At 41.1% G+C, this 24,439-nt stretch carries 25 protein-coding genes; 10 read left to right on the top strand and 15 right to left on the bottom strand.

Going from position 1 to position 24,439, the window contains the following annotated elements; all coding sequences use genetic code 11:
* Positions 1 to 101: 101 nt before the first annotated feature.
* The 4 genes from VRUMOI_RS06370 to VRUMOI_RS06350 form a co-directional block, all read right to left on the bottom strand.
* The gene (locus VRUMOI_RS06370) at positions 102 to 977 is read right to left on the bottom strand and encodes a restriction endonuclease (protein ID WP_089139667.1); all 876 of its coding nucleotides are present in this window, start codon (positions 975 to 977) and stop codon (positions 102 to 104) included.
* Between the two features lie 37 nt (positions 978 to 1,014).
* Entirely contained in the window at positions 1,015 to 1,362 is a 348-nt protein-coding gene (locus VRUMOI_RS06365; protein ID WP_089139666.1) for a hypothetical protein, read from the bottom strand.
* Positions 1,363 to 1,509: 147 nt separating this feature from the next.
* Positions 1,510 to 1,893 (bottom strand): hypothetical protein, encoded by a 384-nt coding sequence (locus VRUMOI_RS06355; protein WP_089139665.1) that lies wholly within the window; start codon positions 1,891 to 1,893, stop codon positions 1,510 to 1,512.
* Positions 1,894 to 2,183: 290 nt separating this feature from the next.
* Entirely contained in the window at positions 2,184 to 3,035 is an 852-nt protein-coding gene (locus tag VRUMOI_RS06350; RefSeq protein ID WP_089139664.1) for a helix-turn-helix transcriptional regulator, read from the bottom strand.
* Between the two features lie 236 nt (positions 3,036 to 3,271).
* Here VRUMOI_RS06350 and VRUMOI_RS06345 point away from each other — a divergent pair, with 236 nt between their 5' ends.
* From VRUMOI_RS06345 to VRUMOI_RS06335, 3 genes are all read left to right on the top strand, one after another.
* On the top strand, positions 3,272 to 5,164 hold the full coding sequence (locus tag VRUMOI_RS06345) for a PTS fructose transporter subunit IIABC (protein ID WP_089139663.1): 1,893 nt from the start codon (positions 3,272 to 3,274) through the stop codon (positions 5,162 to 5,164).
* A 177-nt stretch (positions 5,165 to 5,341) separates the two neighbouring features.
* Positions 5,342 to 6,529, top strand: coding sequence for a mannose-6-phosphate isomerase, class I (gene manA, locus VRUMOI_RS06340; RefSeq protein WP_089139662.1), 1,188 nt, complete (start codon positions 5,342 to 5,344; stop codon positions 6,527 to 6,529).
* A gap of 183 nt (positions 6,530 to 6,712) precedes the next feature.
* Complete coding sequence (locus VRUMOI_RS06335) at positions 6,713 to 7,483, top strand: hypothetical protein (RefSeq protein ID WP_089139661.1); 771 nt, start codon at positions 6,713 to 6,715, stop codon at positions 7,481 to 7,483.
* On the opposite strand, the gene VRUMOI_RS06330 is transcribed toward VRUMOI_RS06335, so the two are convergent.
* The gene (locus tag VRUMOI_RS06330; protein WP_110410612.1) at positions 7,430 to 8,377 is read right to left on the bottom strand and encodes an IS30 family transposase; all 948 of its coding nucleotides are present in this window, start codon (positions 8,375 to 8,377) and stop codon (positions 7,430 to 7,432) included. The two genes, VRUMOI_RS06335 and VRUMOI_RS06330, sit on opposite strands and share 54 nt — an antisense overlap.
* 155 nt (positions 8,378 to 8,532) lie before the next feature.
* On the opposite strand from VRUMOI_RS06330, the gene VRUMOI_RS06325 reads away from it, so the two are divergent.
* From VRUMOI_RS06325 to VRUMOI_RS06315, 3 genes are all read left to right on the top strand, one after another.
* Complete coding sequence (locus VRUMOI_RS06325; RefSeq protein WP_089139530.1) at positions 8,533 to 9,315, top strand: hypothetical protein; 783 nt, start codon at positions 8,533 to 8,535, stop codon at positions 9,313 to 9,315.
* Positions 9,316 to 9,538: 223 nt separating this feature from the next.
* Positions 9,539 to 11,131 carry an ABC-F family ATPase gene (locus VRUMOI_RS06320; protein WP_089139531.1) on the top strand — a complete coding sequence of 531 codons (1,593 nt, stop codon included), beginning with the start codon at positions 9,539 to 9,541 and terminating at the stop codon, positions 11,129 to 11,131.
* Positions 11,132 to 11,151: 20 nt separating this feature from the next.
* Positions 11,152 to 11,484: a hypothetical protein gene (locus tag VRUMOI_RS06315; protein ID WP_089139532.1), complete on the top strand. Its 333-nt coding sequence runs from the start codon at positions 11,152 to 11,154 to the stop codon at positions 11,482 to 11,484.
* Positions 11,485 to 11,596: 112 nt separating this feature from the next.
* Here VRUMOI_RS06315 and VRUMOI_RS06310 read toward each other — a convergent pair whose 3' ends face one another.
* A complete protein-coding gene (locus VRUMOI_RS06310; RefSeq protein ID WP_089139533.1) occupies positions 11,597 to 12,787 on the bottom strand; it encodes an acetate/propionate family kinase in 1,191 nt (396 codons plus the stop codon).
* 256 nt (positions 12,788 to 13,043) lie between these two features.
* Positions 13,044 to 14,915 (bottom strand): DEAD/DEAH box helicase, encoded by a 1,872-nt coding sequence (locus tag VRUMOI_RS06305; protein WP_089139534.1) that lies wholly within the window; start codon positions 14,913 to 14,915, stop codon positions 13,044 to 13,046.
* A gap of 420 nt (positions 14,916 to 15,335) precedes the next feature.
* Here VRUMOI_RS06305 and rnb point away from each other — a divergent pair, with 420 nt between their 5' ends.
* Positions 15,336 to 17,366 (top strand): exoribonuclease II, encoded by a 2,031-nt coding sequence (gene rnb / locus VRUMOI_RS06300; protein ID WP_089139535.1) that lies wholly within the window; start codon positions 15,336 to 15,338, stop codon positions 17,364 to 17,366.
* A 74-nt stretch (positions 17,367 to 17,440) separates the two neighbouring features.
* Here rnb and VRUMOI_RS06295 read toward each other — a convergent pair whose 3' ends face one another.
* A complete protein-coding gene (locus VRUMOI_RS06295; RefSeq protein WP_089139536.1) occupies positions 17,441 to 17,806 on the bottom strand; it encodes a DUF3024 domain-containing protein in 366 nt (121 codons plus the stop codon).
* A gap of 184 nt (positions 17,807 to 17,990) precedes the next feature.
* Here VRUMOI_RS06295 and VRUMOI_RS06290 point away from each other — a divergent pair, with 184 nt between their 5' ends.
* A complete protein-coding gene (locus VRUMOI_RS06290) occupies positions 17,991 to 18,809 on the top strand; it encodes a phosphate ABC transporter substrate-binding protein (protein ID WP_089139537.1) in 819 nt (272 codons plus the stop codon).
* An 82-nt stretch (positions 18,810 to 18,891) separates the two neighbouring features.
* Here the strand turns inward: VRUMOI_RS06290 and VRUMOI_RS06285 are convergent, their stop codons facing one another.
* Positions 18,892 to 19,086: a hypothetical protein gene (locus VRUMOI_RS06285; RefSeq protein WP_089139538.1), complete on the bottom strand. Its 195-nt coding sequence runs from the start codon at positions 19,084 to 19,086 to the stop codon at positions 18,892 to 18,894.
* A gap of 159 nt (positions 19,087 to 19,245) precedes the next feature.
* Here VRUMOI_RS06285 and VRUMOI_RS06280 point away from each other — a divergent pair, with 159 nt between their 5' ends.
* Together VRUMOI_RS06280 and VRUMOI_RS06275 are read left to right on the top strand one after the other, a co-directional pair.
* On the top strand, positions 19,246 to 19,458 hold the full coding sequence (locus VRUMOI_RS06280) for a hypothetical protein (RefSeq protein ID WP_089139539.1): 213 nt from the start codon (positions 19,246 to 19,248) through the stop codon (positions 19,456 to 19,458).
* A gap of 186 nt (positions 19,459 to 19,644) precedes the next feature.
* The gene (locus VRUMOI_RS06275; protein ID WP_089139540.1) at positions 19,645 to 20,214 is read left to right on the top strand and encodes a PhnA domain-containing protein; all 570 of its coding nucleotides are present in this window, start codon (positions 19,645 to 19,647) and stop codon (positions 20,212 to 20,214) included.
* Between the two features lie 146 nt (positions 20,215 to 20,360).
* Here the strand turns inward: VRUMOI_RS06275 and VRUMOI_RS06270 are convergent, their stop codons facing one another.
* The 6 genes from VRUMOI_RS06270 to VRUMOI_RS06245 all read right to left on the bottom strand — a co-directional run bounded on the left by VRUMOI_RS06270 (position 20,361) and on the right by VRUMOI_RS06245 (position 24,425).
* Entirely contained in the window at positions 20,361 to 20,570 is a 210-nt protein-coding gene (locus tag VRUMOI_RS06270; protein WP_089139541.1) for a DUF3955 domain-containing protein, read from the bottom strand.
* Positions 20,571 to 20,755: 185 nt separating this feature from the next.
* Positions 20,756 to 21,442 carry a DUF4145 domain-containing protein gene (locus VRUMOI_RS06265; protein ID WP_089139542.1) on the bottom strand — a complete coding sequence of 229 codons (687 nt, stop codon included), beginning with the start codon at positions 21,440 to 21,442 and terminating at the stop codon, positions 20,756 to 20,758.
* 691 nt (positions 21,443 to 22,133) lie between these two features.
* Complete coding sequence (locus tag VRUMOI_RS06260; RefSeq protein WP_089139543.1) at positions 22,134 to 22,763, bottom strand: FMN-binding negative transcriptional regulator; 630 nt, start codon at positions 22,761 to 22,763, stop codon at positions 22,134 to 22,136.
* Between the two features lie 94 nt (positions 22,764 to 22,857).
* Complete coding sequence (locus VRUMOI_RS06255; protein WP_231897495.1) at positions 22,858 to 23,235, bottom strand: VOC family protein; 378 nt, start codon at positions 23,233 to 23,235, stop codon at positions 22,858 to 22,860.
* A 100-nt stretch (positions 23,236 to 23,335) separates the two neighbouring features.
* Positions 23,336 to 23,812: a DUF2947 domain-containing protein gene (locus VRUMOI_RS06250; protein ID WP_089139544.1), complete on the bottom strand. Its 477-nt coding sequence runs from the start codon at positions 23,810 to 23,812 to the stop codon at positions 23,336 to 23,338.
* A 22-nt stretch (positions 23,813 to 23,834) separates the two neighbouring features.
* Positions 23,835 to 24,425, bottom strand: coding sequence for an HD domain-containing protein (locus VRUMOI_RS06245; protein WP_089139545.1), 591 nt, complete (start codon positions 24,423 to 24,425; stop codon positions 23,835 to 23,837).
* Positions 24,426 to 24,439 lie beyond the last annotated feature (14 nt).

Below are 24,439 nucleotides of genomic sequence, written 5' to 3'. Positions count from 1 at the left end.
TGTTCGTAAGATGGTTGTTATCTTAAATTCGATGCTAAGAGATGGCGTCATGTGGGATGTAAATATCGCTAAAAATTAATTATTGATGCCATACTCGTTTGTTATATTTTTGAACCCCAGTCTTTGACAATACGATCTTTGAAGATTGCTGTCTTTGAGCTTTTACCTAGATACTCGATGACGCCAACTAGTTCTTTTGAAAAGTCGAGATGAATAGGTTGTTCAATTGGCTTCGGCATAAAGTACGTAACTTCAGCGGCTCTCATTTTTAACTTCATATCGGCACAATGTAAAAATGCGTCATCAAAATTCAAAGTCAGCTTTCTTTCTCCAAAATCAGCTTCAGTTCCTCTACCTAACCTTTCTTCAAGTTGAAGAAGTGAGTATTTCTCTGATTTAGAAATGTCTTCGATAAAAGTCATGTCGTTACGCATATTAAGTTGAAAGTTACCACTCGATATATCGATTTCAGTGTTTTCCTTAACCCAATTACCATCAATACTTGGCGAGAATGAAACAATTCTTGCTGCTGGTATTACATGCATATTTATCACAACTTCTCTAATTAAAGACGTACCATCATCTAATTCCCAATCTGTGTCATTCTGTTCACGCACGATTAGAAGCTCGACTTTATTATTATGTGCTTTGGCTTTTGCACCGGACTGGTAACCTGTTTTAGTCGCAAATATTGGCTTTAAATCAGGTATATCTCGGATTTTACCTAGCAGAGCGTCAATTTTCTCTATGCTTACTTTGGATGCATAATCCTTACACTCAATAACTGTTTTATATGTAATTCCAGCTAGTTCATATTCCCAATAAAGGTCAAACTCACGTAAGGTGCCAAAATTGTCTTTGATTTTTTTGTTCTGCTCAATTTGAATATTTCGCAACTCAGTCCATTGCTCAGACTCGAACAGTGCCTTTTGCAGAGAAGCTACGAACTCCTCATATTCTCTACCATTATTACTCAATACTGCCTCCAAACTTGAACAAAAATATAACGCCTTGTTATGCGCGTTCTCCACGATTGAACGCAACTACAGTAGCGCGTAATTTAGTCAGCTTAAACTCTGTAAGTAACACTGTAACAAAGGACAATATAGAAACGGAGATAAGTGCAATATTTATCAAAGTATTACCACTAAACTCATAAATACCTGATAGACCAATAAATAGCAAAAGGCAGGCAATTATCGATAAAATCGAATCATTCGTTTTCACTTTATATTCATCAGCAGGTATATCTTTTATTATCGAAACCGGATTTGAAAGTCCGTCAAGTCTAACTGCAATTTTTCCTTTTTTAATTTTGACTTTTAGGCCAGAACTTCTTAACGAATTAGCTAAATCTTCCATGATTGATCATCTCCATTTCTGCGAGCGCATAACGCTCAATTAAAGGGGGAGCAACGCCGCCCCCAAACCTAAGGCATTGTGCTATAAACACTAAATTTGAAGTAGAACTAAAATGCCAAGCGTTGGGAATCCCTTTTAAATTGTTTGTTAAATGCACTTTCCCAACAAAAACTCCCAGTCTGAAAGAGCAATCTGATTCTTGGTAATTCTGAGTCTATGATAGCCCTTCTCTGTATTTGAGGTAATTTGGATATACTGATATCCAAATATATCTCTCTTAGCTATCAACTCAGCTTTGAGGCCACGGAGGCAAACATCATTTCCCACGACTGACAAATGGCTTTTCTTAAACAAGGCAAGAACTGAATATACAACGACCATACTCGTCACTGCGATTAGAAATGGCCATAATTTAAATTCAGCTTCAGTGAGCCAATTGAAGATAAGCATGAAAACGACATACCCCATCACCATTGACAACACCATTTTCCAATGCCATGTATTAGCTCTAAATTCTATATTTCGATTCATCCGTCAATCCTATTAGAACGCACGTGCATTTAACAATTTAATATACGAAAAAGTCCGTATAGTCTTTCCGTCTATCTTCTCAGTCACTTTTTAGAACAACAAGCTAAATGACTAAATCTATTCAAAAAGTAGTGTTTACTTCATAACTCTTCAGTATGAAGTGCGAAAATAATCCACATAATTCAACAAAACCAACCCATGATACAGGGCTGTATATTTGAACAGTATCTAAAGCGAAGCGAAAACGGCGTTATATCTCTGATGCATACCGGACTTTCTAACAAAATCCACTACTCCACATACATGGCGCGGAACTCACTCGGCGTCCTACCGGTTTTATTTTTAAACACTCGAAAGAAGTAATTCACATCGTTATACCCACAACGTAACGCGACTTCGCTTAAGCGGAATGAATAACGGGTTAACATGAATTTTGCTCGCTCTAACCGCACCCAAGTGATGTAATCGGCTAAACGCATGTGGCCCTGTTGGCGAAACAATCGTGAAAGGTGATTTGGACTAATATTAAATCGGTGTGCGATGCTGTCCCGAGTGATGTTGCGGTGGAAGTTTTCTTGAATATAAATACATATCCCTTGATAAAGATCTTCACTGCGACCTTGAGCAGAGGCGTCTGGTGATAACAGCATGCCGTGACAATACGTCATTAGCGCCATTAATAAATGTCCACCCGTAGGATGAAGGTTCTTTTCTTTTGATAACGTATTAAGTGCGCTGAGAATATGGTCTATTGCATGACCGGTTCGAGTTTGAATACTGTGCTTCTGCACGTCAAAAAAATTGGCTTCCCCTTTTCTTTTTTCAACCAAACTAAAACCCAGTTGGCGTTTACCAAACAGTAAACTCAGTACACAGCAATCACTATCCCAGTCAGGCTTATTCCAGCTATTCGGCGGAATATACAAAATATCACCGGGCAGAATCTTGACTTTGGTCACCCCAAAATCAGGATCTTCAACTTCATTGATGTATTCTCCCGTGATCACAAACTCCATTCGCGGGAAGTTGACTTGATAACTAAAAGGCGGTGGCGTGGTGTGATCATGGGCAAACCACACGCGATTAAAGTGCTCCCGGTCGGATAACACGCCTTCTAGTACGTTGACGAAAGTCTGATTCATTATGAAATACAACCTTAGATTATTTTATTAAGGCAGAACACCTTTCTCGAGCAACATTCTATAAGAAAACTATTCTACGCTATATAACACCATTTGATTTCCCAGTGATCGCGATCACAAACAAATTTAGTGGTTACAATAATCCAGTAAATGCTACTTCTGTGCACTATCCTTTCCTTGGCAAATATCCAACAATTCACCTCAATAAAACACCAATACTAATAATAGGTACTGTCATGATTACTCAGTTGATTAATGCAAAACTAATCTGCTTAGATTTAAAATCGACCACCAAGGACGAAGTGTTCAATGAAATGGTGGCAATTTTAGATGCCCAAGGAAAGTTAAGTGATAAAGCACAATTTTTAAAAGACATTTATGCCCGTGAAGAGATTGGCAATACTGGTTTTGAAGAAGGTGTTGCCATTCCCCACGCCAAAAGTGCTGCTGTGGCAGAGCCTGCTGTTGCTATTGGTATCAGCCGTTCTGGTATTGAATATGGTGCGGAAGATGGTGAAGATTCAAAACTATTTTTTATGATTGCTTCTCCAGATGGTGGCGCGGATCATCATATTGAAGTGCTTGCAGAACTTTCTTCAAAACTGATCGAAGATGGCTTTATTGAAGCATTTTTCAAAGCAAAATCACCGGAAGATGCTTTAGCTTTATTACTTGAAAAGAAAAAAGTAGAAAACACAGTTGCAGCCGATAAAGGCTTAATCATCGGTGTAACAGGCTGCCCTGCGGGTATTGCGCACACGTATCTCGCTGCCGAAGGTTTAGAAAAAGCCGCAGCTGAAATGGGTTACGAAATTAAAGTCGAAACCAATGGTTCAATTGGTGTGAAAAATGCGCCAACACAAGAAGAAATCGATCGTGCCGTCGCGATTGTGGTGAGTTGTGATAAGCAAGTAGACATGGCTCGCTTTAATGGTAAGAAACTGATCCAAACTAGCGTAAAAGCGCCGATCAGTAACGGTAAAGGTGTTATTCAACAAGCATTAGATGCCGCGCCTTATCAAGCCGAAGCAGCCAGCCATACGAAAGAAGAAAAATCTGGTGCAAATTCTGCCCGTTCAAATCTGTACCGTTACCTAATGAATGGTGTATCACACATGATCCCATTTGTGGTGACTGGTGGTTTGATGATCGCCCTTTCACTCGCAATTGGTGGCGAGCCAACACCGAATGGTATGCAAATTCCAGATGGTAGCTTGTGGAACCAAGTATTAAATGTCGGTGTGGTTGCTTTCACCCTCATGATACCAATTCTTGCCGGTTACATTGCATTTGCCATTGGTGACCGCGCCGCGCTTGCTCCGGGTTTCATTGGTGGTTGGATTGCAAATAACGGCTCATTTTATGACGCGGATGCGGGTACTGGCTTTATTGGTGCCATTATTGCTGGCCTATTAGTCGGTTACTTTGTTCGCTTTATTGCTCAACGTGAATACCACAAAATGATTGCCCCTCTCGTCCCTATTATGATTGCTCCAATCTTAGGTACAGTATTTATTGCTTCATTATTTATCTTTGTGATTGGCGCACCGATTGCGGATCTAATGCAATGGCTAAACGCTGTTCTAACTGAAATGAGCACAGGTAACGTAGTCCTACTCGGTATTGTTCTTGGTGGTATGGCTGGCTTTGATATGGGTGGTCCATTCAACAAAGTTGCCTTCCTATTCTCTGTCGGCATGATTGCAAGTGGCCAAACTCAATTCATGGGCGCAATGGCTGTGGCTATCCCAATTGCACCACTCGGCATGGCGCTTGCGACGGTTATTGGTCGTAAGTTTGATATCTTTGAAGACAGCGAAATTGAAGCAGGTAAAGCCGCCGGTGCAATGGGTCTAGTCGGTATTTCTGAAGGTGCCATTCCATTTGCAGCACAAGATCCACTATCGGTAATCCCAGCAAACGTGATTGGTTCTATGGTTGGCGCAGTAATGGCATTCTCATTCGGTATTACCAACAGCGTCGCTCACGGTGGTCCAGTGGTTGCCCTATTAGGTGCGATGAATAAGCCTCTACTTGCGATTTTCTGTATGGCAACTGGTGCCATCGTCACCGCTGTAGTTTGTGTGGCACTGAAAAAAATGCGCAAAACAAAAATGGTTGCGGCTTAATATTTGAACCCGCTAACTTCTAAACATTTTTAATTGAATGCAGGCTATAATGCCTGCATTGTTTTTTCTGAAATTATTAACTTTATATACCCCTCTAATTGGCGTTGCAGTAAACGAGTGAAACGACTCAAACCTGCCACAACAAGGACAAAGGGTATTAAGTCGTAAAGGATCATTATGAAAACACTTCCTCCTTTTATGTTGATGCAAAACGTCATTCAAGACTACGCATGGGGCAGCACTTCTTCTATTCAGCAGTTGTTCGACATCCCAAACCCAGAGAATAAGCCCCAAGCCGAAATCTGGATGGGTGCACACTCTAATGGCTGCTCTCAAGTAGAAATCAACAACGACGTTCTTCGCTTAGATAGTATTATTGAACAAAACAAAACGACAATTTTAGGTGAACGCACAGAGCTACGCTTCAATGAACTGCCTTACTTATTCAAAGTACTTGCGGCAGAAAAAGCCCTTTCGATTCAAGTTCACCCAAGTAAACAATCTGCCGAGATTGGATTTGAAAAAGAAAACCAAGCTGGCATCGACTTAAAAGCGGCTAACCGCAATTACAAAGATCCTAACCACAAACCTGAATTGGTTTACGCGTTAACTCCATATCAAGCAATGAATGGTTTTCGCAATTTTAAAGATATAATTCGTATGTTTGAAACGGTTAACGCCCCTGCTCTACAAGATTATGTTGCGACATTAAAAGCCAATCAAACCGAATCCGGTCTAAGCCAATTTTTCGAAGCTATGTTATCTCTAACGGGTGACGCTAAAGACTCTTCGATTCAGGCGTTAATGGCTCACGCACAAGCGTACAAAGGCAACGAACTCGCGGATTTATTAATTGAATTAGAGACACAGTACCCAGGTGATGTGGGTTTATTTGCCCCACTAATGTTGCATGTGATCACGCTAAAACCAGGTGAAGCAATGTTCCTTGATGCGTGCACGCCACATGCCTACATTAAAGGCACCGGTCTAGAAATCATGGCTAACTCCGACAACGTATTGCGCGCAGGTTTAACACCAAAATATATGGATGTACCTGAATTGATCGCGAATACTGTATGCAAACCAAAACCCAATAATGAAATTCTTCTAACTCCTATCGAAGAAAAAAATGCCAAGCATTATCCTATTCCAGTCGAAGATTTTAAATTTAGCGTGTATGAATGTGAGGCTAACTTACTGTGTGAAAGCGCAGAAATCATCTTCGCCATTGATTCTGATGTCACCTTAACCCATGTTCATGGTGACGTGCTGATGCTTCGTAAAGGTCAATCCGCCTTTATTCCATACTCTGCTGGTGAATATAAAGTGTTAAGCTCGGGTCACTTTGCTAGAGCCTATAACTAGCCAATTGACCAGCAATAATAGCGTGAATGTTCTCAAACGCTGCAATATTGAGAACTTAGTTGAATAAAAAACCGTGCCAAACTAATACGTTGTGGCACGGTTTTTATTTTCATCAAACTTACTATACACTTGGAAAATAAAATTTTAGTGATAAGATCCAGCTTCCAAAATATAGGATTCGTCATGTTAAAAAAATTATTACTCGCGACAACCGTTTGTATTGCCCTTTCAGCTTGTAACGATTCTTCAAACAGCTCGAGTACCGAACCATCTGAACCGCTGACAACATTACGTTTCGAAAATCTTTCAAATGTATCGAGTATTGCTCGTGTTGAAACGTCAAGTGAAGATGGTAGCCCGTTAATTGGCTTTGATGCGAATGGCGCGCCAGTTGGTGAGATTTCCAATATGGGTGTTGAAGACTTCACTCCAACTGCAGATGGTGGCTTGGTTGTTGAGGTTAGTGAGAAACATAAGGCAATCTATAAATACACTCAGGGATTAGCGCCTGTTGATTCTACTGACGAAGAAGAAACTACAATCCAAAAATTGATTGAATCCATCAAAAATGACAAACCCATTGTTGATGTCACGCAAACTTTTCGCCGCCCAGTGTGGTATTACGTCAATTCTCAAGGCGAATATTACCTTATTAGTAACAAACGCGACCTACCATCATTCATGGGAGAAAACTCAGAAGGTCTCTTGATTTTTTCTGATGGTGAAACATTTAACACTGTAACCAAACGCACAGGGCAAAAATTTAACGATATCGCATTAGATGCTAAGTCGATTATCGATGCAATATCGACTATCAAAAATCCTGATCAAGATGATTCAGAATCCATCAAAGATGTGATAACTCCCGAATTCAACTGCGAAGTGCGACACTCTCCAATATCAAGCAGCCAATGCCATTTCTTTAAAGACAATCGCTGGTTGCTTGAAGTCTAAACACTTTTTCGGGCGATAATTTATCCGTGATACAGCGAATTCAATATCGCTGTCTGTTACCGTTGTTAAGTCGGTTCCTTTCTTCACATATTGCCTTAAAAGCCCGTTAGCATTCTCATTGGCTCCACGCTCCCAAGAGCTATAAGGATGGGCAAAGTACACATCAGCCTCCAACGCCTTTGCGATGGTTTCGTGGCCTGCAAACTCTCTCCCATTATCTGCCGTGATGGTATGGACATGTTCCTTATAAGGCATGAGTAGCTCTATGGTGGCTTGGGTGACATCATCTGCTGACTTCGATGGCACTTTCTTGACCACGTAAAATCGAGTTTTACGCTCTAAAATGGTCACCATAGCACCAGTGCCATGTTTACCTAATACGGTGTCGATTTCCCAATCACCCAATCGCTCCTTACTGTCAACGATGCTTGGCCTATCATCGATAGAAACAGCATTCTTGATCGCTGGCGCTTTCTCTTTTCTACCGCGACGATACCGCTTGTGACCTTGCCTCAAGTGGCGATATAACTTGCCTCCCAAGCGTTTATCCTGCGCAACAAATCGGTAGATCCACTCATGACTGACAGCGGCACCGACTCTATTTAATACACTGGAAATCTGCTCTGGACTCCAATCTGCTTCTAGAAGGAGGCGGATAAAATCAACACGCTCCTTTGGTATTCTGTATTTACGCGCTGATGTGCGTTTTTTGATTGAGAATGCCTGAGCTTCGCTTGGGCAATAATGACTGCCTTTGCGGCCGCGTTTAAGCTCCCGATATACCGTAGAGCGATGGCACTGAACGGTTTTGGCTATTTCAGAAACCGAAATTCCCCGTTCCAAAAGAGCAGAAATCTGGTATCTTCTGCCCTCGGTCAACTGCTGATAATTCATGGTAGTACTGCTTGTTTCTTTGGAGAGAAGAGCGTACCACTTTCAGCAGTTGGCTTCCTCTTCTACACCTTTCCATGAATGTCGCACTTATTATCTGAAATCGGGCTCATTTAATAACAGAGAATAAAATTGAGAAAACGTCTGATATTAATTTAATGAATAGCGACAGTTTCATTGCTATCAGCCCAACAGTAGGAAACATTTTAATAGAAAGCACTACGTCTAAAAATGTCTCTTTCGATACTGACTCTCTATGCTCAGGCCTTTCCATCGCTTTACGACCAGTTTGTAAAAAAGTAGTCAACACTATTAATGGCGGCTTATCTAAAATCACCTTAGATACCAAAATTCAAAATCTAGGCGATGTCACTCAAATGTTACCAACGCCTAACTCTGAATTTACTCTACTGAATTCCGGTCTATTAAGTAATGATGGTCATTTAGATCAAACCTATTCCGGTGGTTGGAGTGGTGAATCTACAGTACACAGTGGCTCATCATTGCTGCTGAGCACATCTATCAACAATCAAACTTGTGCTGCAAGTCCATTACAATGTTTATACTCAATTTCGATAAATAGTTCTGATCAGTTAGAAGCTACTGAAATTAACTCAAATGGTTTTAATACCGGCAACTATGATGGCCAAATAGAAGGCGGTCAACAAAGCTACCTTTGGGTAAACGACAGCTATATTGTGATTAAAGAGGCAACTCAAATCTCAATCATTGATAGAACCGATAACAATAAACTATTGGATCCTGTTCTTGCTGATACTGAGATCGATACCATCAACCTAACGGATGATAACAAGCTGTACATTACTGCTACAGACTCATCAAACACACCTGCCGCCTATATCTATGACATTGCATCAGGTGAAAGTTTGGATGTTCCGACTAATGAAAAATTAAATGCTTTCAAGGCCTTGATTAAGTAATCACTGCCCTATTTTTACCAAGCGCCTACTGTTCTCAGCTAGGCGCTTTTTCCTACCGGTAAGAAAGAATAAATTCACATACTTTCAAAATTTGACGGGTATCACATACGCTTTTAATCGTCTATAATGCGCGCTAATTCATAATCAATGGTTGAATATATCTTCACAATAGACATTGTCGCCCTTGATGAAAAAGTAAAGATTAAACCTGAGGAATGCCGTTATCTTAAGTACAGCAAATATCACCATGCAATTTGGTGCGAAACCCCTATTCGAAAACATCTCTGTTAAATTTGGTGACGGTAATCGTTACGGCCTAATTGGTGCAAACGGCTGCGGTAAATCAACCTTCATGAAAATCTTAAGCGGTGAGCTTGAGCCTAGCTCTGGTAACGTAAGTGTTGATCCAAACGAGCGCGTTGCAAAATTGAATCAGGATCAATTCGCTTACGAAGAGTTTACGGTTATCGATACGGTTGTCATGGGCCATAAAGAATTATGGGAAGTGAAAGTTGAGCGTGATCGTATCTATTCTTTAGCTGAAATGAGTGAAGAAGATGGCATGAAAGTCGCCGATCTTGAAACTCAATTTGCTGAAATGGACGGTTATACTGCAGAAGCTCGCGCGGGTGATTTACTTCTATCTGTAGGTATTCCAACAGAACAACATTGGGGACCAATGAGCGAAATCGCACCAGGTTGGAAACTGCGTGTTCTTTTGGCTCAAGTTTTATTTGCCGATCCAAACATCATGCTACTTGATGAACCAACCAACAACTTGGATATGGATACCATTCGCTGGTTGGAAGAAACGCTAAACCAACGTAACTGCACTATGATCATCATCTCGCATGACCGTCACTTCTTAAACTCTGTGTGTACTCACATGGCGGACATCGACTACGGTGAGCTACGTGTCTACCCAGGCAACTACGATGACTATATGTTTGCAGCGACTCAAGCTCGCGAGCGTTTATTGGCCGATAATGCGAAGAAGAAAGCACAAATTGCTGAGCTACAAACCTTCGTATCTCGCTTCTCTGCTAACGCATCAAAAGCGAAACAAGCCACTTCTCGTGCTAAACAAATTGATAAAATTCAATTAGATGAAGTGAAGGCATCAAGTCGTCAAAACCCATTCATTCGTTTTGAACAAAGCAAAGAGCTATTCCGTAACGCGCTTATCGTTGAAGATTTAAGCCAAGGTTTCGAAACCACACTATACTCAGATTTCAACGCGATTTTTGAAGTGGGTGAGCGTGTTGCCATCATCGGTGAAAACGGCGTGGGTAAGACTACCCTTCTTAATACGCTAGCGGGTGTTTTAGAGCCTAAAACGGGTAACTACAAATGGTCAGAAAACTCAAACATTGGCTACTACGCTCAAGACCACGCTCATGAGTTTGCAGAAAACCTAAAAGTGTTTGATTGGATGGCACAATGGCGTCAAGAAGGCGACGATGAGCAAGTAGTACGTAGCTTCCTTGGTCGTATGCTATTTGGCCAAGACGACATCAAAAAAGATGTTCAAGTATTATCTGGTGGTGAGCAAGGCCGTATGCTGCTTGGTAAATTAATGATGCATAAACCTAACATGCTGTTAATGGATGAACCAACTAACCACATGGATATGGAATCGATTGAATCATTGAACTTAGCGCTTGAGAACTACAAAGGCACCCTATTCTTTGTCTCTCACGACCGCCAATTTGTATCATCACTTGCGACCCGTATATTAGAGATTCGTGATGGTAAGATTCATGACTTCCGCGGTACTTACGATGAACTTTTAAAAGTTCGTGCGGCAACTGCGTAAAGAATCACAGAGATAGCATCATGAAATTGAAGCTTTTCATTCCGTTTATTTTGTTAGCAACATCAACCGCTTATGCCGGCTTGATTAAACCAGATTGTGATGCTTCTAAAGTTGCTAAAAATGCAGCGTTAGAAAACACGGTTGGCATTAGTGGTCGTTGTGATGCGGCAAAAACCGCAGAGCAAGCAAAAGATGAAGCCGTCGATAATGTCTCAGACAAAGTCGATCAAAAGAGAGACAAACTAGCGGACACGAAAGATAAGGTTTTAGATAAAAAATCCAAGATTTCTGATGACGTTAAAAAGCTAAAAGATGAGCCAGTTAAAACCGTTACCGAACATAAGAATGACTAATTAACCGATTCTCTCATTAGCGATAAAAATAAAAAAGCGAGCCTTTAAGCTCGCTTTTTTATTCGTTCAATCTTTATGCCTGTTGATATTTAACAACAACAGACCTTAGCGATTACTGCATTAAAGCAACAGACTCTTGAGCAATAACAAACTCTTCATTGGTTGGAATAACCATCGCAATTGGTGAGTCAGGCATGGTAATGATACCACCTTCCCCAAAACGAGCATCGGCATTAGCTTGCTCATTTTCTTTATAGCCAAACACTTTGAGGTATTGAAGAATTTCGCGACGTATTGGTAGTGCATTCTCACCAATACCACCAGTGAAAATAATACCGTCAACTTGATCAAGCGCGACCATATATGAAGCAATATATTTTGCTACACGATAAGTAAACACTTGGAATGCTAATGTTGCGCCTTCGTGCCCTTCTTCCATCGCTTCTAAAATACCACGCGCATCAGATGTTAATCCTGACACCCCTAGGAAACCAGACTTTTTATGCAAGGTGTCAAAGACTTGCTCTTGAGTCCAACCTTTATTCAATAGAAACTCAATGATACTTGGGTCTAAATCACCACAGCGCGTTCCCATCATTAAGCCGGCTAATGGTGTAAAGCCCATGCTCGTATCGACACTCTTACCATTTTTAATCGCACAAACAGAAGCACCGTTGCCCAAATGGACAGAGATAAAGCTGGATTCATCTACAGGTTTATTAATCATCTTAGCGGCTTCACGGCTAACATAATAATGACTCGTACCGTGGAAACCATAACGGCGAATACCATACTCTGTATACAAGGTCTTATCAATTGCGCCTGTATATGCTTTAGCTGGCATGCTTTGGTGAAACGCAGTGTCAAACACGGCAAACTGAGGAAGTGCTGGGAAAGCTTTTAATCCAGCACGAACGCCCGTGACATTAGCGGGTGTATGAAGTGGTGCAAGTTCTTTGACTGATTCAATTTCATCCGCAATGTTTTCATTAACTTGAATCGTTTTTGTGAATTTTTCACCACCATGAACAATTCGGTGCCCTAACGCAATAACTGAGTCTGTAAAGCCATAATCACTCACAATCTCAACAAGTTTGTTCACGGCTAATTGATGGTGATTTTCATCGCCAACAATTGCAATTTCTTGTTTATTTCCTTGATACTTCCAACTCATTCGAGAATCTTCCAAACCGAAGCATTCGCCTAAACCGGTTAAAATCGCCTCGCCTGTTTTTGAATCGATAAGTGCAAATTTCAGTGAAGAGCTGCCTGAGTTGATAACTAATACGTATTGCTTTGACATGAGTCTCTCTTTTCTGGGGTCTGTAGAGATCTACACTATATTATAGATTGCGTGTAGGTTTCATTACATTATTCAATATTTTTTTAATCTTTCAACTTTATTTTGGTAGTTTCAGTAATGAGAAAAGGTTTGCTTGATCTAAAACAAGAGATAATTTCTTTTAGAGACTAAATAAATTCAAGCGCCAGAAACGAAAAAGCCGAGATAACAAATGCTATCTCGGCTTTAGTATTTCTAGCTTAAATAATGATTAAGCTTAACCTTCACGGTTAGTACGTGGAGCAGGCTTACCAGCTGGTTTAGGACCACGATTACGGTCGAAACGACGCTCACCATTACCTGAACCATTTCCGCCTTCACGACGACCACGATGACCTTCACCACCACGACCACGAGGAGCGCCGTCACGACGAGGTGCACCACCAGTACGAGGACCACGTGATTCACGGAAGTCATCAAAATCACACACTACTGCGCCAACATCTTTTTGACGAATGCGTAATTTTTTAAGCTTACCTGCCACTTCAGAAGTCATTGCTTTTGGAAGCTGAACAAACGTATGGCCTTGAGCTAATTTGATCGCGCCGATAGAGTGCTTAGTTAAGCCAAGTTCGTTAGCAAGTGCACCTACGATATCTTTAACTTGAACACCGCTGTCACGGCCTACTTGTAATTGGTAAGTATCCCAATCTTGTTTAGTGCCGCCGAATGAACGACCGCCATCACGACCAGCACCCGCATCACGTGGATTATCACGACGCTCTTTACGACGCTTATTATCACGTTCAATGGCTTCGATCATTGGATCCGCACCCGTGTAGAACAACGGACGCTTACCTTGTTGACGTTGAAGCAAGATTGCTGCCAATGTCGCGGCGTCAACTTCTAGAGAAGCTTGTAGCTTTTCAATTAGCTCAGCAAAGTTAGCAATTGTGTTGCTTGTTTTTTCAGCTTCTAGTTCAGCGCTTAGCTTAACGAGACGCGCTTCAGCTACTTTGTCACGGTTAGGAAGTTGAATTTCTTCCATGCTTGAACGTGTTACACGCTCAATAGTACGCAACATACGAATTTGGTTTGTGCGAACTAATAAGATCGCTTTACCTGTACGTCCAGCACGGCCTGTACGACCAATACGGTGGATGTAAGATTCTGTATCAAACGGAATGTCGTAGTTAAATACGTGAGTAATACGAGGAACATCAAGACCACGAGCGACAACGTCTGTTGCTACTAGGATATCAATAACGCCACGTTTGATGTTATCAACTGTGCGTTCACGTTGTGCTTGAGGAATGTCACCGTGCAGTGCAGCAGATTTAAAGCCGCGCGCAGATAACCAATCCGATAGACGCTCAGTATCTTGACGAGTACGAACGAATACGATTGAAGCATCAGTGTCTTCAGTTTCAAGTAGACGAGTCATAGCTTCGTCTTTCTCTACGCCTTTCACTACCCAGTAGTTCTGCTCAACTTTTGCAACAGTGCGGTTTTCACCAGCAACATCAACACGAGCAGGATTACGTAAGAAACGGTCAACGATGGTTTTTACCATTGGAGGCATCGTTGCCGAGAACAATACGCGTTGTGCCGATTCTGGCGCTTGTTCCATGATCCAAGTTACATCATCAACAAAGCCCATTTTTAGCATTTCATCGGCTTCATCAAGAACGAAAGTTTTCACTTCATCAAGATGTAGAGTACGACGATTGATTAAATCTTTAACACGACCAGGAGTACCAACAACAATGTGTGAACCATTTTTAAGTGCACGCATTTGATCAACGATAGATGCACCACCGTAAATCTCAATAACCTTTAAGCCTTTAATATTTTGGCCAAGTACTTTAATTTCAGCAGCAACCTGAATAGCAAGCTCACGAGTTGGAGCCATCACAATTGCTTGAGGTTTATGTTGGTTTAAATCGATTTTATTTAGAACGGGTAAAGAGAACGCAGCTGTTTTACCAGTACCGGTCTGAGCTTTACCTAGCGCATCTTTACCTTCTAAAAGAAAAGGAATAGAAGCGGCTTGAATTGGAGTTGGGCTTTCAAAACCCATAGAGTTAAGTGCGGTTAGAAGGTTTTCGTTAAGATCAAGATCGACGAATTTGATTTGATTTTCTGACATGGGGTTCCTACTTATTTAAGGAAAATTTCGGTCCCATTAAGCTCTACTACCTCTAATACCTACCCTAACATCTAGTATCCATACATATCATGGATTAGGTAGAAAACGCCTTAAGCTGTTTCGGGACATCATTAAGGGAGGCGCATTCTGCCTGATAAACACAAAAAAAGCTAGGAAAAATTGAATTTCATCACATTTTTGTTCTAATCAGGCCAAATTACATAAAAAACCGCCCTATCTCTTTATTTTTAGACGTCTAGCCGTCACCTAAGATTGCATTTTTATTAGTCAGCACAAAACGCAACAACTTTGAAGCCAGAATTTTATCTTTGTTTAAATCAATACAGTGGTAATCCATTAGTGCAATCATTATAGTGTGCCCTGAATTAATACCCAAAAAACTCATAAAGAATTTATCCTATGTTTTCAGATAACCCGTTACTTGCTCAACTCAAACAACAAATGAAAGAAAACCTGCCGAAGAAAGAAGGTACGGTGAAAGCGACCGATAAAGCGTTCGGTTTTTTAGAAGTTGATAGTAAGACCAGCTACTTCATCCCACCCGCTTCAATGAAAAAATGTATTCATGGTGACAAAGTTATCGCGATTATTCGCTCTGAGAACGATAAAGAAAGCGCAGAACCGGATGAATTAGTCGAGCCCGCACTAACCCGTTTTATTGCTCGTATTAAGTTATTCAAAGGTCGCTTAAATGTGGTGCCCGATCACCCACAACTTAAAAAGCTCTCTTTAAAAGCCAAAGCTCGTAAAGGGGTTAACCCTGAAACATTAAAAGACGGTGACTGGGTTGTCGCTCATCTTGTTGACCATCCTCTTGCTAAAGATTGCGATAAAGATAACTTCTTTGCTGAGATTTCAGAAAAGATCACCGATGCCGACGACAAGATCGCGCCTTGGTGGGTAACGCTGGCACAAAACGATTTACCGAATTGTGAGCCACAAGGCTTAGAAGAAGGTAAAGAGTGGGAACTCAAAGATGATGAAGCTCTAGAGCGCGTTGATCTGACAAACACACCATTCGTGACCATTGATGGCGCCTCAACCAAAGATATGGATGATGCCTTATACGCAGAAGCGCTTGACAACGGCGACTTCAAATTAACCATCGCCATTGCCGATCCAACCGCCTACATCACACCAGATTCGGATATGGATACGGTCGCAAGAAAACGTGGCTTCACTATCTATCTTCCTGGTCGCAACATTCCAATGCTACCTCGTGATCTGGCTGATGACCTATGTTCACTTAAACAAGATGAACTACGTGCCGCTCTATGTTGTAGCGTAACCGTAAGCAAAGACGGCGTGATTGGTGACGATATTCAATTCTTTGCCGCCAACATTCAATCGCATGCTCGTCTTGTTTATGACCACGTTTCTGATTGGCTAGAAACGGGTACTTGCGCTGATTGGCAACCCAATGAAACGATCGCCAAAGTCGTTTCTACGCTGCATAAATTTGCTCAAGCTCGTAGTGAGTGGCGTCAAAATAATGCGGTCGTCTTCCCTGACCGCCCTGATTACCGTTTTGAGTTAAGTGAAGATAACGATGTGATCGCGATTCATGCGGATATGCGTCGTACCGCCAATAAGTTGGTAGAAGAGTCTATGATCACGGCCAACATCTGTGCAGGGACCGTACTGAAAGAGAAATTCGAATCAGGCATTTTCAATACTCATGCTGGCTTTAAAGAAGATAAAGTAAAAGAAGTGATCTCACTGATTAACCCAGAAGGCGACCTACCGTTTACTGCCGAAAGTATTGTGACTTTAGAAGGTTTCAGCGCCCTACGCCGTTGGTTAACCGCACAAAATCAAAAATACTTAGACAACCGTATTCGTAAATTCCAAGCCTATAGTGAAATTAATCACAAGCCAGAGCAGCATTTTGCAATGGGGTTAGATATTTATGCCACTTGGACTTCACCAATCCGTAAGTATGGCGACATGATCAATCACCGTATGTTAAAAGCGCTGATTTTAGATAAAGCACCAGTGCAAACGCCAGATGATACAGTAGGAGCAGAATTATCACTATGCCGCCGTTATCATGGCATGGCAGAGCGCAATGTATCGGATTGGTTATATGCTCGAACGTTGATTAATGAACCAGAAAATGCCACAAAATATCAAGCTGAAATCTTTGATATTAACCGTGCCGGTGCGCGTGTTCGCCTGCTTGAAAATGGCGCAGCGGCATTCATCCCTTGTTCTCAAATCATCGACAACAAAGAACGTATTGCCGCTTCTCGTGAACTTGGAACGATTGAAATTGATGGTAATGTTGAATTCAAGCTCGGTGATGAAATTGAAGTCAGCTTGATTATGGTGAGCCTTGAAAACCGCAATATTGTCGCGAAACCGACACAAACTTTTGCGCCGTTACCAGAGTCAGTTGAGACAACAGCAAACGAAGCCACTTCTGAATAACACTAAGCATAAATAAAACGAAAGGCTACCAGTACGATCATACGGTAGCCTTTTTTGTCACCTCTTAAACCTTACTAGCGCCAAATACATTCTTCTGCATCTTTTTCGATAACCGATAATAAGATCATCGGGTTAGAATGGGCGAAATGTATAGGATGCGGCAACCATTCAGAATCCGCCAGCGATGGATCCTCGGCGCTATTAATATAAAGCTCCCACATTTCATGCGTACAATCATAATCTAACTTAGCCACTTCGACAGTATGACTACAATGCAGTGAATCAACCGAAAATACCGCATTAGAAAAAATCAAAACTTTCGTGGCTTCATCACTCTCAAAGCAGGCTTTCCCTTGACCAACAGGCACGCTGCCATTTCGGTAATGACAGAGTTGTTCGCAACGTTTAAGTAATCGACGCCAATCTAATTCATTGATCATAGTAGACCTCCACTATGAGTATATACCCAGTGAACACAAGCTGCAGTATTCTACTCTTACAATCAAGTTCCTATGCATTATCAAATAACTAACCATCACTTATCGACTAATTTAGTCACAAAACTGTCACACAAACGAAATAGAATGATGGCAAATTTATCGCGTTATTATATTGGAGAACGACATGTTTCGAGCTTTACTGGCTACCCTTTTATCTTCAGTGCTATTTGTTTCTGCTGTTCAAGCTAAACAGATTGTTGTCTCAGGTTCCACTTCCGTCACCCGTGTTATGGATGTGCTAGCTGAAAAGTATAATCAAGAGCACCCAGAAGATTATATTGCCGTTCAAGGTGTCGATTCGACCGCTGGTATTGTTCTTGCTGAAAAGGGCGTGGCAGACTTGGGGATGAGTTCTCGCTATCTAACTGAAGCAGAAGCCAATGACAAAGTGGCGATTGTCACCATTGCTCAAGACGGACTTGCCGTTGCGACCAATATCCAAAATCCAGTGCAAAGTCTAACTCGTGATCAATTGGCTAAGATCTACCTTGGTGAGATTAAAAATTGGAAAGAAGTTGGCGGCTCAGATCAAGTGATTGCCGTTGTAACACGTGAAGCGTCATCAGGCTCTCGTTATAGCTTTGAAACCCAGCTTGGTTTAACCAAAGTCGTCAATGGACAAAGTGTCTCTAACATCAACGCGAAAAGTTTAGTGGTAAATAGCAACGGCATGATGAAAACGCTGATTAACAATAACCCACAAGCCATCGGCTTTGTGTCTATGGGTTCTATTGATAAGTCGATTAAAGCAATAGAATTAGATGGTATCAAACCGACACCAGATAATATTGCTAATGGTAAATACAAACTAACTCGCCCTTTCTTAATCATTTATAAAAAGGATCATTTGGAAGCGCGCGCAGAAAAATTTTTAGATTACGTGCTATCAAAAGAAGGACAGCAACTTATCGAAAGCTATGGTTACACGGCAATCAAGCGATAATGTAGTGTTAACTCCGTTAAAAAAATAGCCCGCAATCAGATACGGGCTATTTTTATTATTAATGATATGACACCAATTAGCTTTATTCAGCTAGTTGACTGACCGTATCTGATAGCGAATCGCTACCGTTTTGAAGACTGTCAGCGGCATCTTCAATATGGTCATAAAGGCTTTCCATATCGCGCATATTCAACATATCTAAAATTTCATCTTGGTACTTAATGCCAATTCCGATACCAACACCAATCAATACTATCCAAAAAACTAACTTACTCATCTCACTCTTTCCCATTCCTATGGAATATTTGGCGCCAATTTTACACAAATTGAACAATCCGTCCATAATTGTTGATATAACTCTTATTTAGCTGGACGCCTTGTTTACCTATTCCAGTACATTTCAATATTTTTATAAACGGCTGTAAGGATGGATCCTATGCAAACTTCGCTTTCACATCAAACTCAACTATCGCAAGATTCCGCTTCCGAGCAACTTGATAATATCATTGAACGCATGGTGGATATGAACCCGAAACAACTCACTAAAGTTCAGCAATTCCTAGATGACATGGAAGCGGTTTATGACTATTCTTCTCCAGTATTAACAGAGCAAGAAAAACTAACATTAGCCAAAATGTTTCAGATTTAATCAGGTTAAGAGGAAAATCACACCTTAATATCAATTCTTGATGGCCTGTGAATCGACTTTCGCTCCATCTGCAACCCTGCAACTGCGTCAAAAAATAGCCTAAAATAGACATTCCCCTTTAAATCCTATGGATAACATGGATAATAGCGGCTCGAAATTAAACCCTGACCAAATTAGGTAAACACTATGTCTACAGAAGCTACGCTACTTGAACGTTGCGAATCGAAATGTGAGCTTTGCTCTTCAACTTCTTCACTAGCGCCTTTGGCTGTTGCGCCACAAACTCAAATCACCGTCGATTATGCTGTGATGCTTTGTGATACTTGTCGTGCACAAGTTGAATCACCAGAAGACATGGATGTAAACCACTGGCGTTGCCTTAACGACAGCATGTGGAGCCAAGTACCACAAGTACAAGTTCTTGCATGGCGTCAACTGACTCACCTTTCTCGTAAAGGCGAGACATGGGCAAATGAGCTTTTAGATATGATGTATCTTGAAGACGACACCAAGAAATGGGCAGAGACAGGCATGGACGAAGATGAAGACAAGCCTCGTGATGTAAACGGTGTTGAACTGAAAAAAGGCGACGACGTAACCATCATTAAAGATCTGCCTATCAAAGGTTCTTCTCAAGTTATCAAGCAAGGCACCGTTGTTCGTGGTATCAGCCTTGCCGATGATCCTAAGTTGGTGTCAGGTAAAGCCAACGGCCAATCAATGTACATCATTGCAGAATACTGCCGTAAGAAATAATTGATACTAATATTACTGAATCAACAAAAATGCCGCTTCATTTGAAGCGGCATTTTTTGTTTAAACTACTAAAAATAGAAACCGTAAGACGCTCATCATTCGTTATAACGAAGTATCTTCGCGTGTTTGTAGTTTTGCTCCCCCGTTTACTGGGCGTTTCTATGTTTAACTAAAGTGACAAGCAAAGCCATTAATGCAAGTAGTTGAAAAAGCCAAAATAAGGGAATTAAACCAAATGGCTCAACTAATAAACCATTCTGATCTACTGATGAACCGATGATGTTATAAGCCATTAAACACAACATACCACTGATACAGAAAAGAATACTTATTTTATACTGACGGAGAAATTTCATCGGAGCCTCAATATTCGAATATCTACAATATTTGATATTTAGTAAGAGTATAAATGCTACTAACACTGCGTTAAGTAGTGAGTAACGCCACCACGAAACCTAACCATACCACCATAAACACAAAACCCAACAATGGAATGAAAAATGCCAAGCGTTGAGAGCCACTCTTAAATGCTTGATGAGGCTTATTCTCGACGTGCACGCCTTCTTTTTGCTGCTTCTTCTAAACGTTTAGGTTCTGTATAGATTCGCTCTAACAATATATATGTAAAGTCTAAGATATCAGCGGCGTCTTCTACAGTTAATGTACCCTCATGAGCACCATCATTGCCATCATCTTTGATACAGGTAGACAAATCTCGAAGTCCTTCCGGTAAAATACCATTTTCAAATAACCACGGAAGTCGCAAGCCCAAACTTCGACGAACTCGGTTTGTGAGCCCTTCAGCCTGCTCTGGTAACAAGTTTTGAGTTGCTATATCTAAGCACAACCTAAACATGGTTGCTGCTGCATTATTGCAGCCAACAGCCATACAGGCAGCACCCTCGTTAAAAACTCGCTCGATCTCCTCAGGCAAATATTCTGGTGGCTGTTCAGATGACTGATCTCTAATTGACACATGACGCTCTACATTCACTAGTTGGTTAGCAGAACCATGAAAGTTTTCCAAACCACCTTTTGCAATACCTTTAAATCTCGGCTCCTTTGGGGAAACGACAAATAATGATGGTTTTCCGCAATTACGGCAGATACAGAACGCTTCCAACACACATTGCCAACCATGCCGCTCTCCAACAACAACTTGATTTAATAGATCAAATGTCATGTTTGTAGCCTGACATCTAGGACAATTTGCAACCAACTCTGTCATTTTTATTCCTTATTTCCTTGAGAAGCGTAGACATAATGACTTCCACGAAAGTGCTAACCTCCAGTTTCGTGGGTTAGTGAAGCCAGAGCCATAATTAGTTTGCTAAAGAACTAAATTAGGAAGCTAGCATGAATAACGATACCACTCTTTTTATTGGGTTAGATACCCATAAATCCTTCGCCTAAACCTAAAGCATTGTGCCATAAACACTAAACTGTCTTGACGAGAAAGCGCCAAGCGTTGTGAATCACTCTTAAATTTATTGTTATATTTTATTTTCTACATAGCTTGGGACATCAACTTTTTGCCCACCTTGAGAAAAGTGATGATCAAATGCATAAGCTAATTTCTCTAGCGGAGCATCGTTGTAGCCAACACTTTGAACCTCGGTTATGTAGCGTTGCAAAAAGCCGGTAGCGCCAAGAGTTTTCCATCCAACAAGCTAAACATCTAAGTTAGCTGATAAAATCAAACTTGCCGCATAATTAGCTAACATGAAATACGGAAATAATCCGTCTAGTTCACCACTTACAACTCATAAGATAGTACTGTGTTTATAACCAGCAAATATAGATATGAATCTAAACGCATGTCTGACTTCAAAAAGCCACTGTGTATCAACCCTTCCCTTAGCTATCACAACTCAACTACCAAGTAACTTGTCATTGGTGTTTCTTTGGTTCAGATAAAATTAACCAGAAACAATGAACTTTTGAACCCAAGCTTGCATTTCACTATGCCCTACTACTTGTAAGCCTTCGACAACGCCTTTTTGATTGATTTCCGGCTTGTCTTGGCTCACTTTCCACTTACCTTCTATCGATTCAATTTGTACTTCCAAGCCAACAATCACTGGTAGCATTTTCTCAATATATTCTTGAGGTGCATCAGAAATCGACCAAGGTTCATCAGAGTTAGATTCATGCTTATTCGTTAGCCTATTTAAGAAACCCAACTTCCAAACGCTGTCATTGATACATTTAATCGCGCCAGTGACATGCACAACAATATAATTCCATGTCGGTACTGCTTTGCCATTTTCTTTTTTTGTTGGGTAGTAGTTTGGAGAGATATAACAATTGGGGCCGTGAAAAATGATGGTCGCTTTAGTTTCATCATTAACTAATCGAGCGAGTGGGTTTGCTTTGGCAATATGTCCTTGAAGGGTCGCAACGCCATCATCAATAGCCAAAATCATCGGAAGATGATCCACTTCGATGCCCGAGGCGTTGCTTAATATTAACGTTGCAAAAGGGTAATCATGAATGATTTTATATAAATGTTCAGTGTCCGTTTGCTGAAAAACCTTTAACTTGTGCATAGTATTCCACGTGTATTTTAGACTGAATTCACACTACTGAATCTTAGATTTTTCGGCAAACTTCTCACCTACTTTTTAGAGGAATCACCCAAACTTAATTCATTGAATGCAGCCCAAACATATTCCCTTCAGTATCAACAGCAAGAACAATAAACCCATGCGCGCCAATTGATAACTTTTCTCGGTGAATCGAACCGCCCGCAGCCACTACCCGACTACCTTCTACCGCGCAGTCCTCACATGTGAAATAGACAATTGTGCTATACCCACCGACTTCGCAACCGGGCATTCTAACTAACGCGCCCGTGGCACCATAACTATTCATTGCCGAAGGAAAAGCACACATCCCCATTTCAGGCGCACCATCCGGTACCGATAATGGTTGTAATTCCACATTAAGTACCGTTTGATAAAATGCTTTCGCTCTTGGCATATCATCGACATAAATTTCAAACCAACATACTGGATTCATGATTCCCACCTTATCTCTAGCTCTGAACATAACGAGATAAAAATAGCACACACAAAAAAAGCCGCCATTGGCAGCTTTATTTCATTCAAGGTTGTGTCTTTTATTCTGTTCGTTGGCCTAACTTTACCGAACCATTGGTATTAAACCACAAGGCTTCAGATCGTCGGCGGCCAATTAAAATCGGGCCATCATCGAAAAATAAAAAGTTCTTCCAATGTTTTTTAAAAATCGACCATTTGGTTTCAATGATGTTGTACTTTTCATAACAGAAGTAAACCGTGACATCATCTTGCCAATCGATGTGCTCTAAAATGGCTTGCGGCAACTCAGGTTCATCAGCCTCCCAAGCAGCCGACCAATCGACTTCATCTGACCAATTACTGGCTTTGCTTGGCCAGTCACCAGAGCTTAAACGTTCAGCATCTGGGCTTTGTTTACTAATATTTTCAATCCATAGCTGCGCGGCACGCTGCTGAGAAATCGGCTTAATATGAACTAAGTCTTCTGCTGGGACAGGAAGTGATTGGTGAGTGAAAATCCACTTTCTTTGGTATTGGTCCAAAGGTGTATACGACATAGTAACTCGCTTTGTTAATTTCTTATTGGTCTTTCAACCAGCCATTTTTTACTGCTTCAGCGACGATTTGCTGCGTTTTTTGCCACAATGCTTCTGAACCATATTCAATTTTTGCATTGACGGTTAATGCTTGGGTTTTTGTGACGCCATGTTCCATCCAGCTTTGACCATTATTATAGTAGTTCAGTAGCATTGGTATTAAGCGATCTAGCGCTTTGGCAAACTTCGCTTCTGCGCTTTGTGCTTGTTCAAACTCTTGCCAAATAGCCATTAGCTCTGCACCTTGTTCGTCGGGTAACATGCCAAATAATCGCTGAGCGGCTTTTAATTCATTTTCTTCTTGTACTTGTGAGGCTGCAGTGTCGTACACAAAAGTATCACCAGCATCAATTTCTACAATATCGTGTAACAGCAACATCTTCACGACTTTAGCGATGTCTACGGGCTCATTCGCATGTTCTTCCATCAACAATGCCATCATCGCAACGTGCCAACTATGTTCAGCCGTATTTTCTAAACGCCCTTCCGCTGCTTTTACTCGAGTACGACGTAATACGGTCTTCAGTTTGTCGAGCTCCATCAATAACGCTAATTGTTTATTCAGTCGTTCCACGCTATCTCCTTATA

The organism is Vibrio rumoiensis (assembly GCF_002218045.2).
Classification (GTDB): domain Bacteria; phylum Pseudomonadota; class Gammaproteobacteria; order Enterobacterales; family Vibrionaceae; genus Vibrio; species Vibrio rumoiensis.
This window is presented reverse-complemented; position numbering and strand designations above follow the sequence as displayed.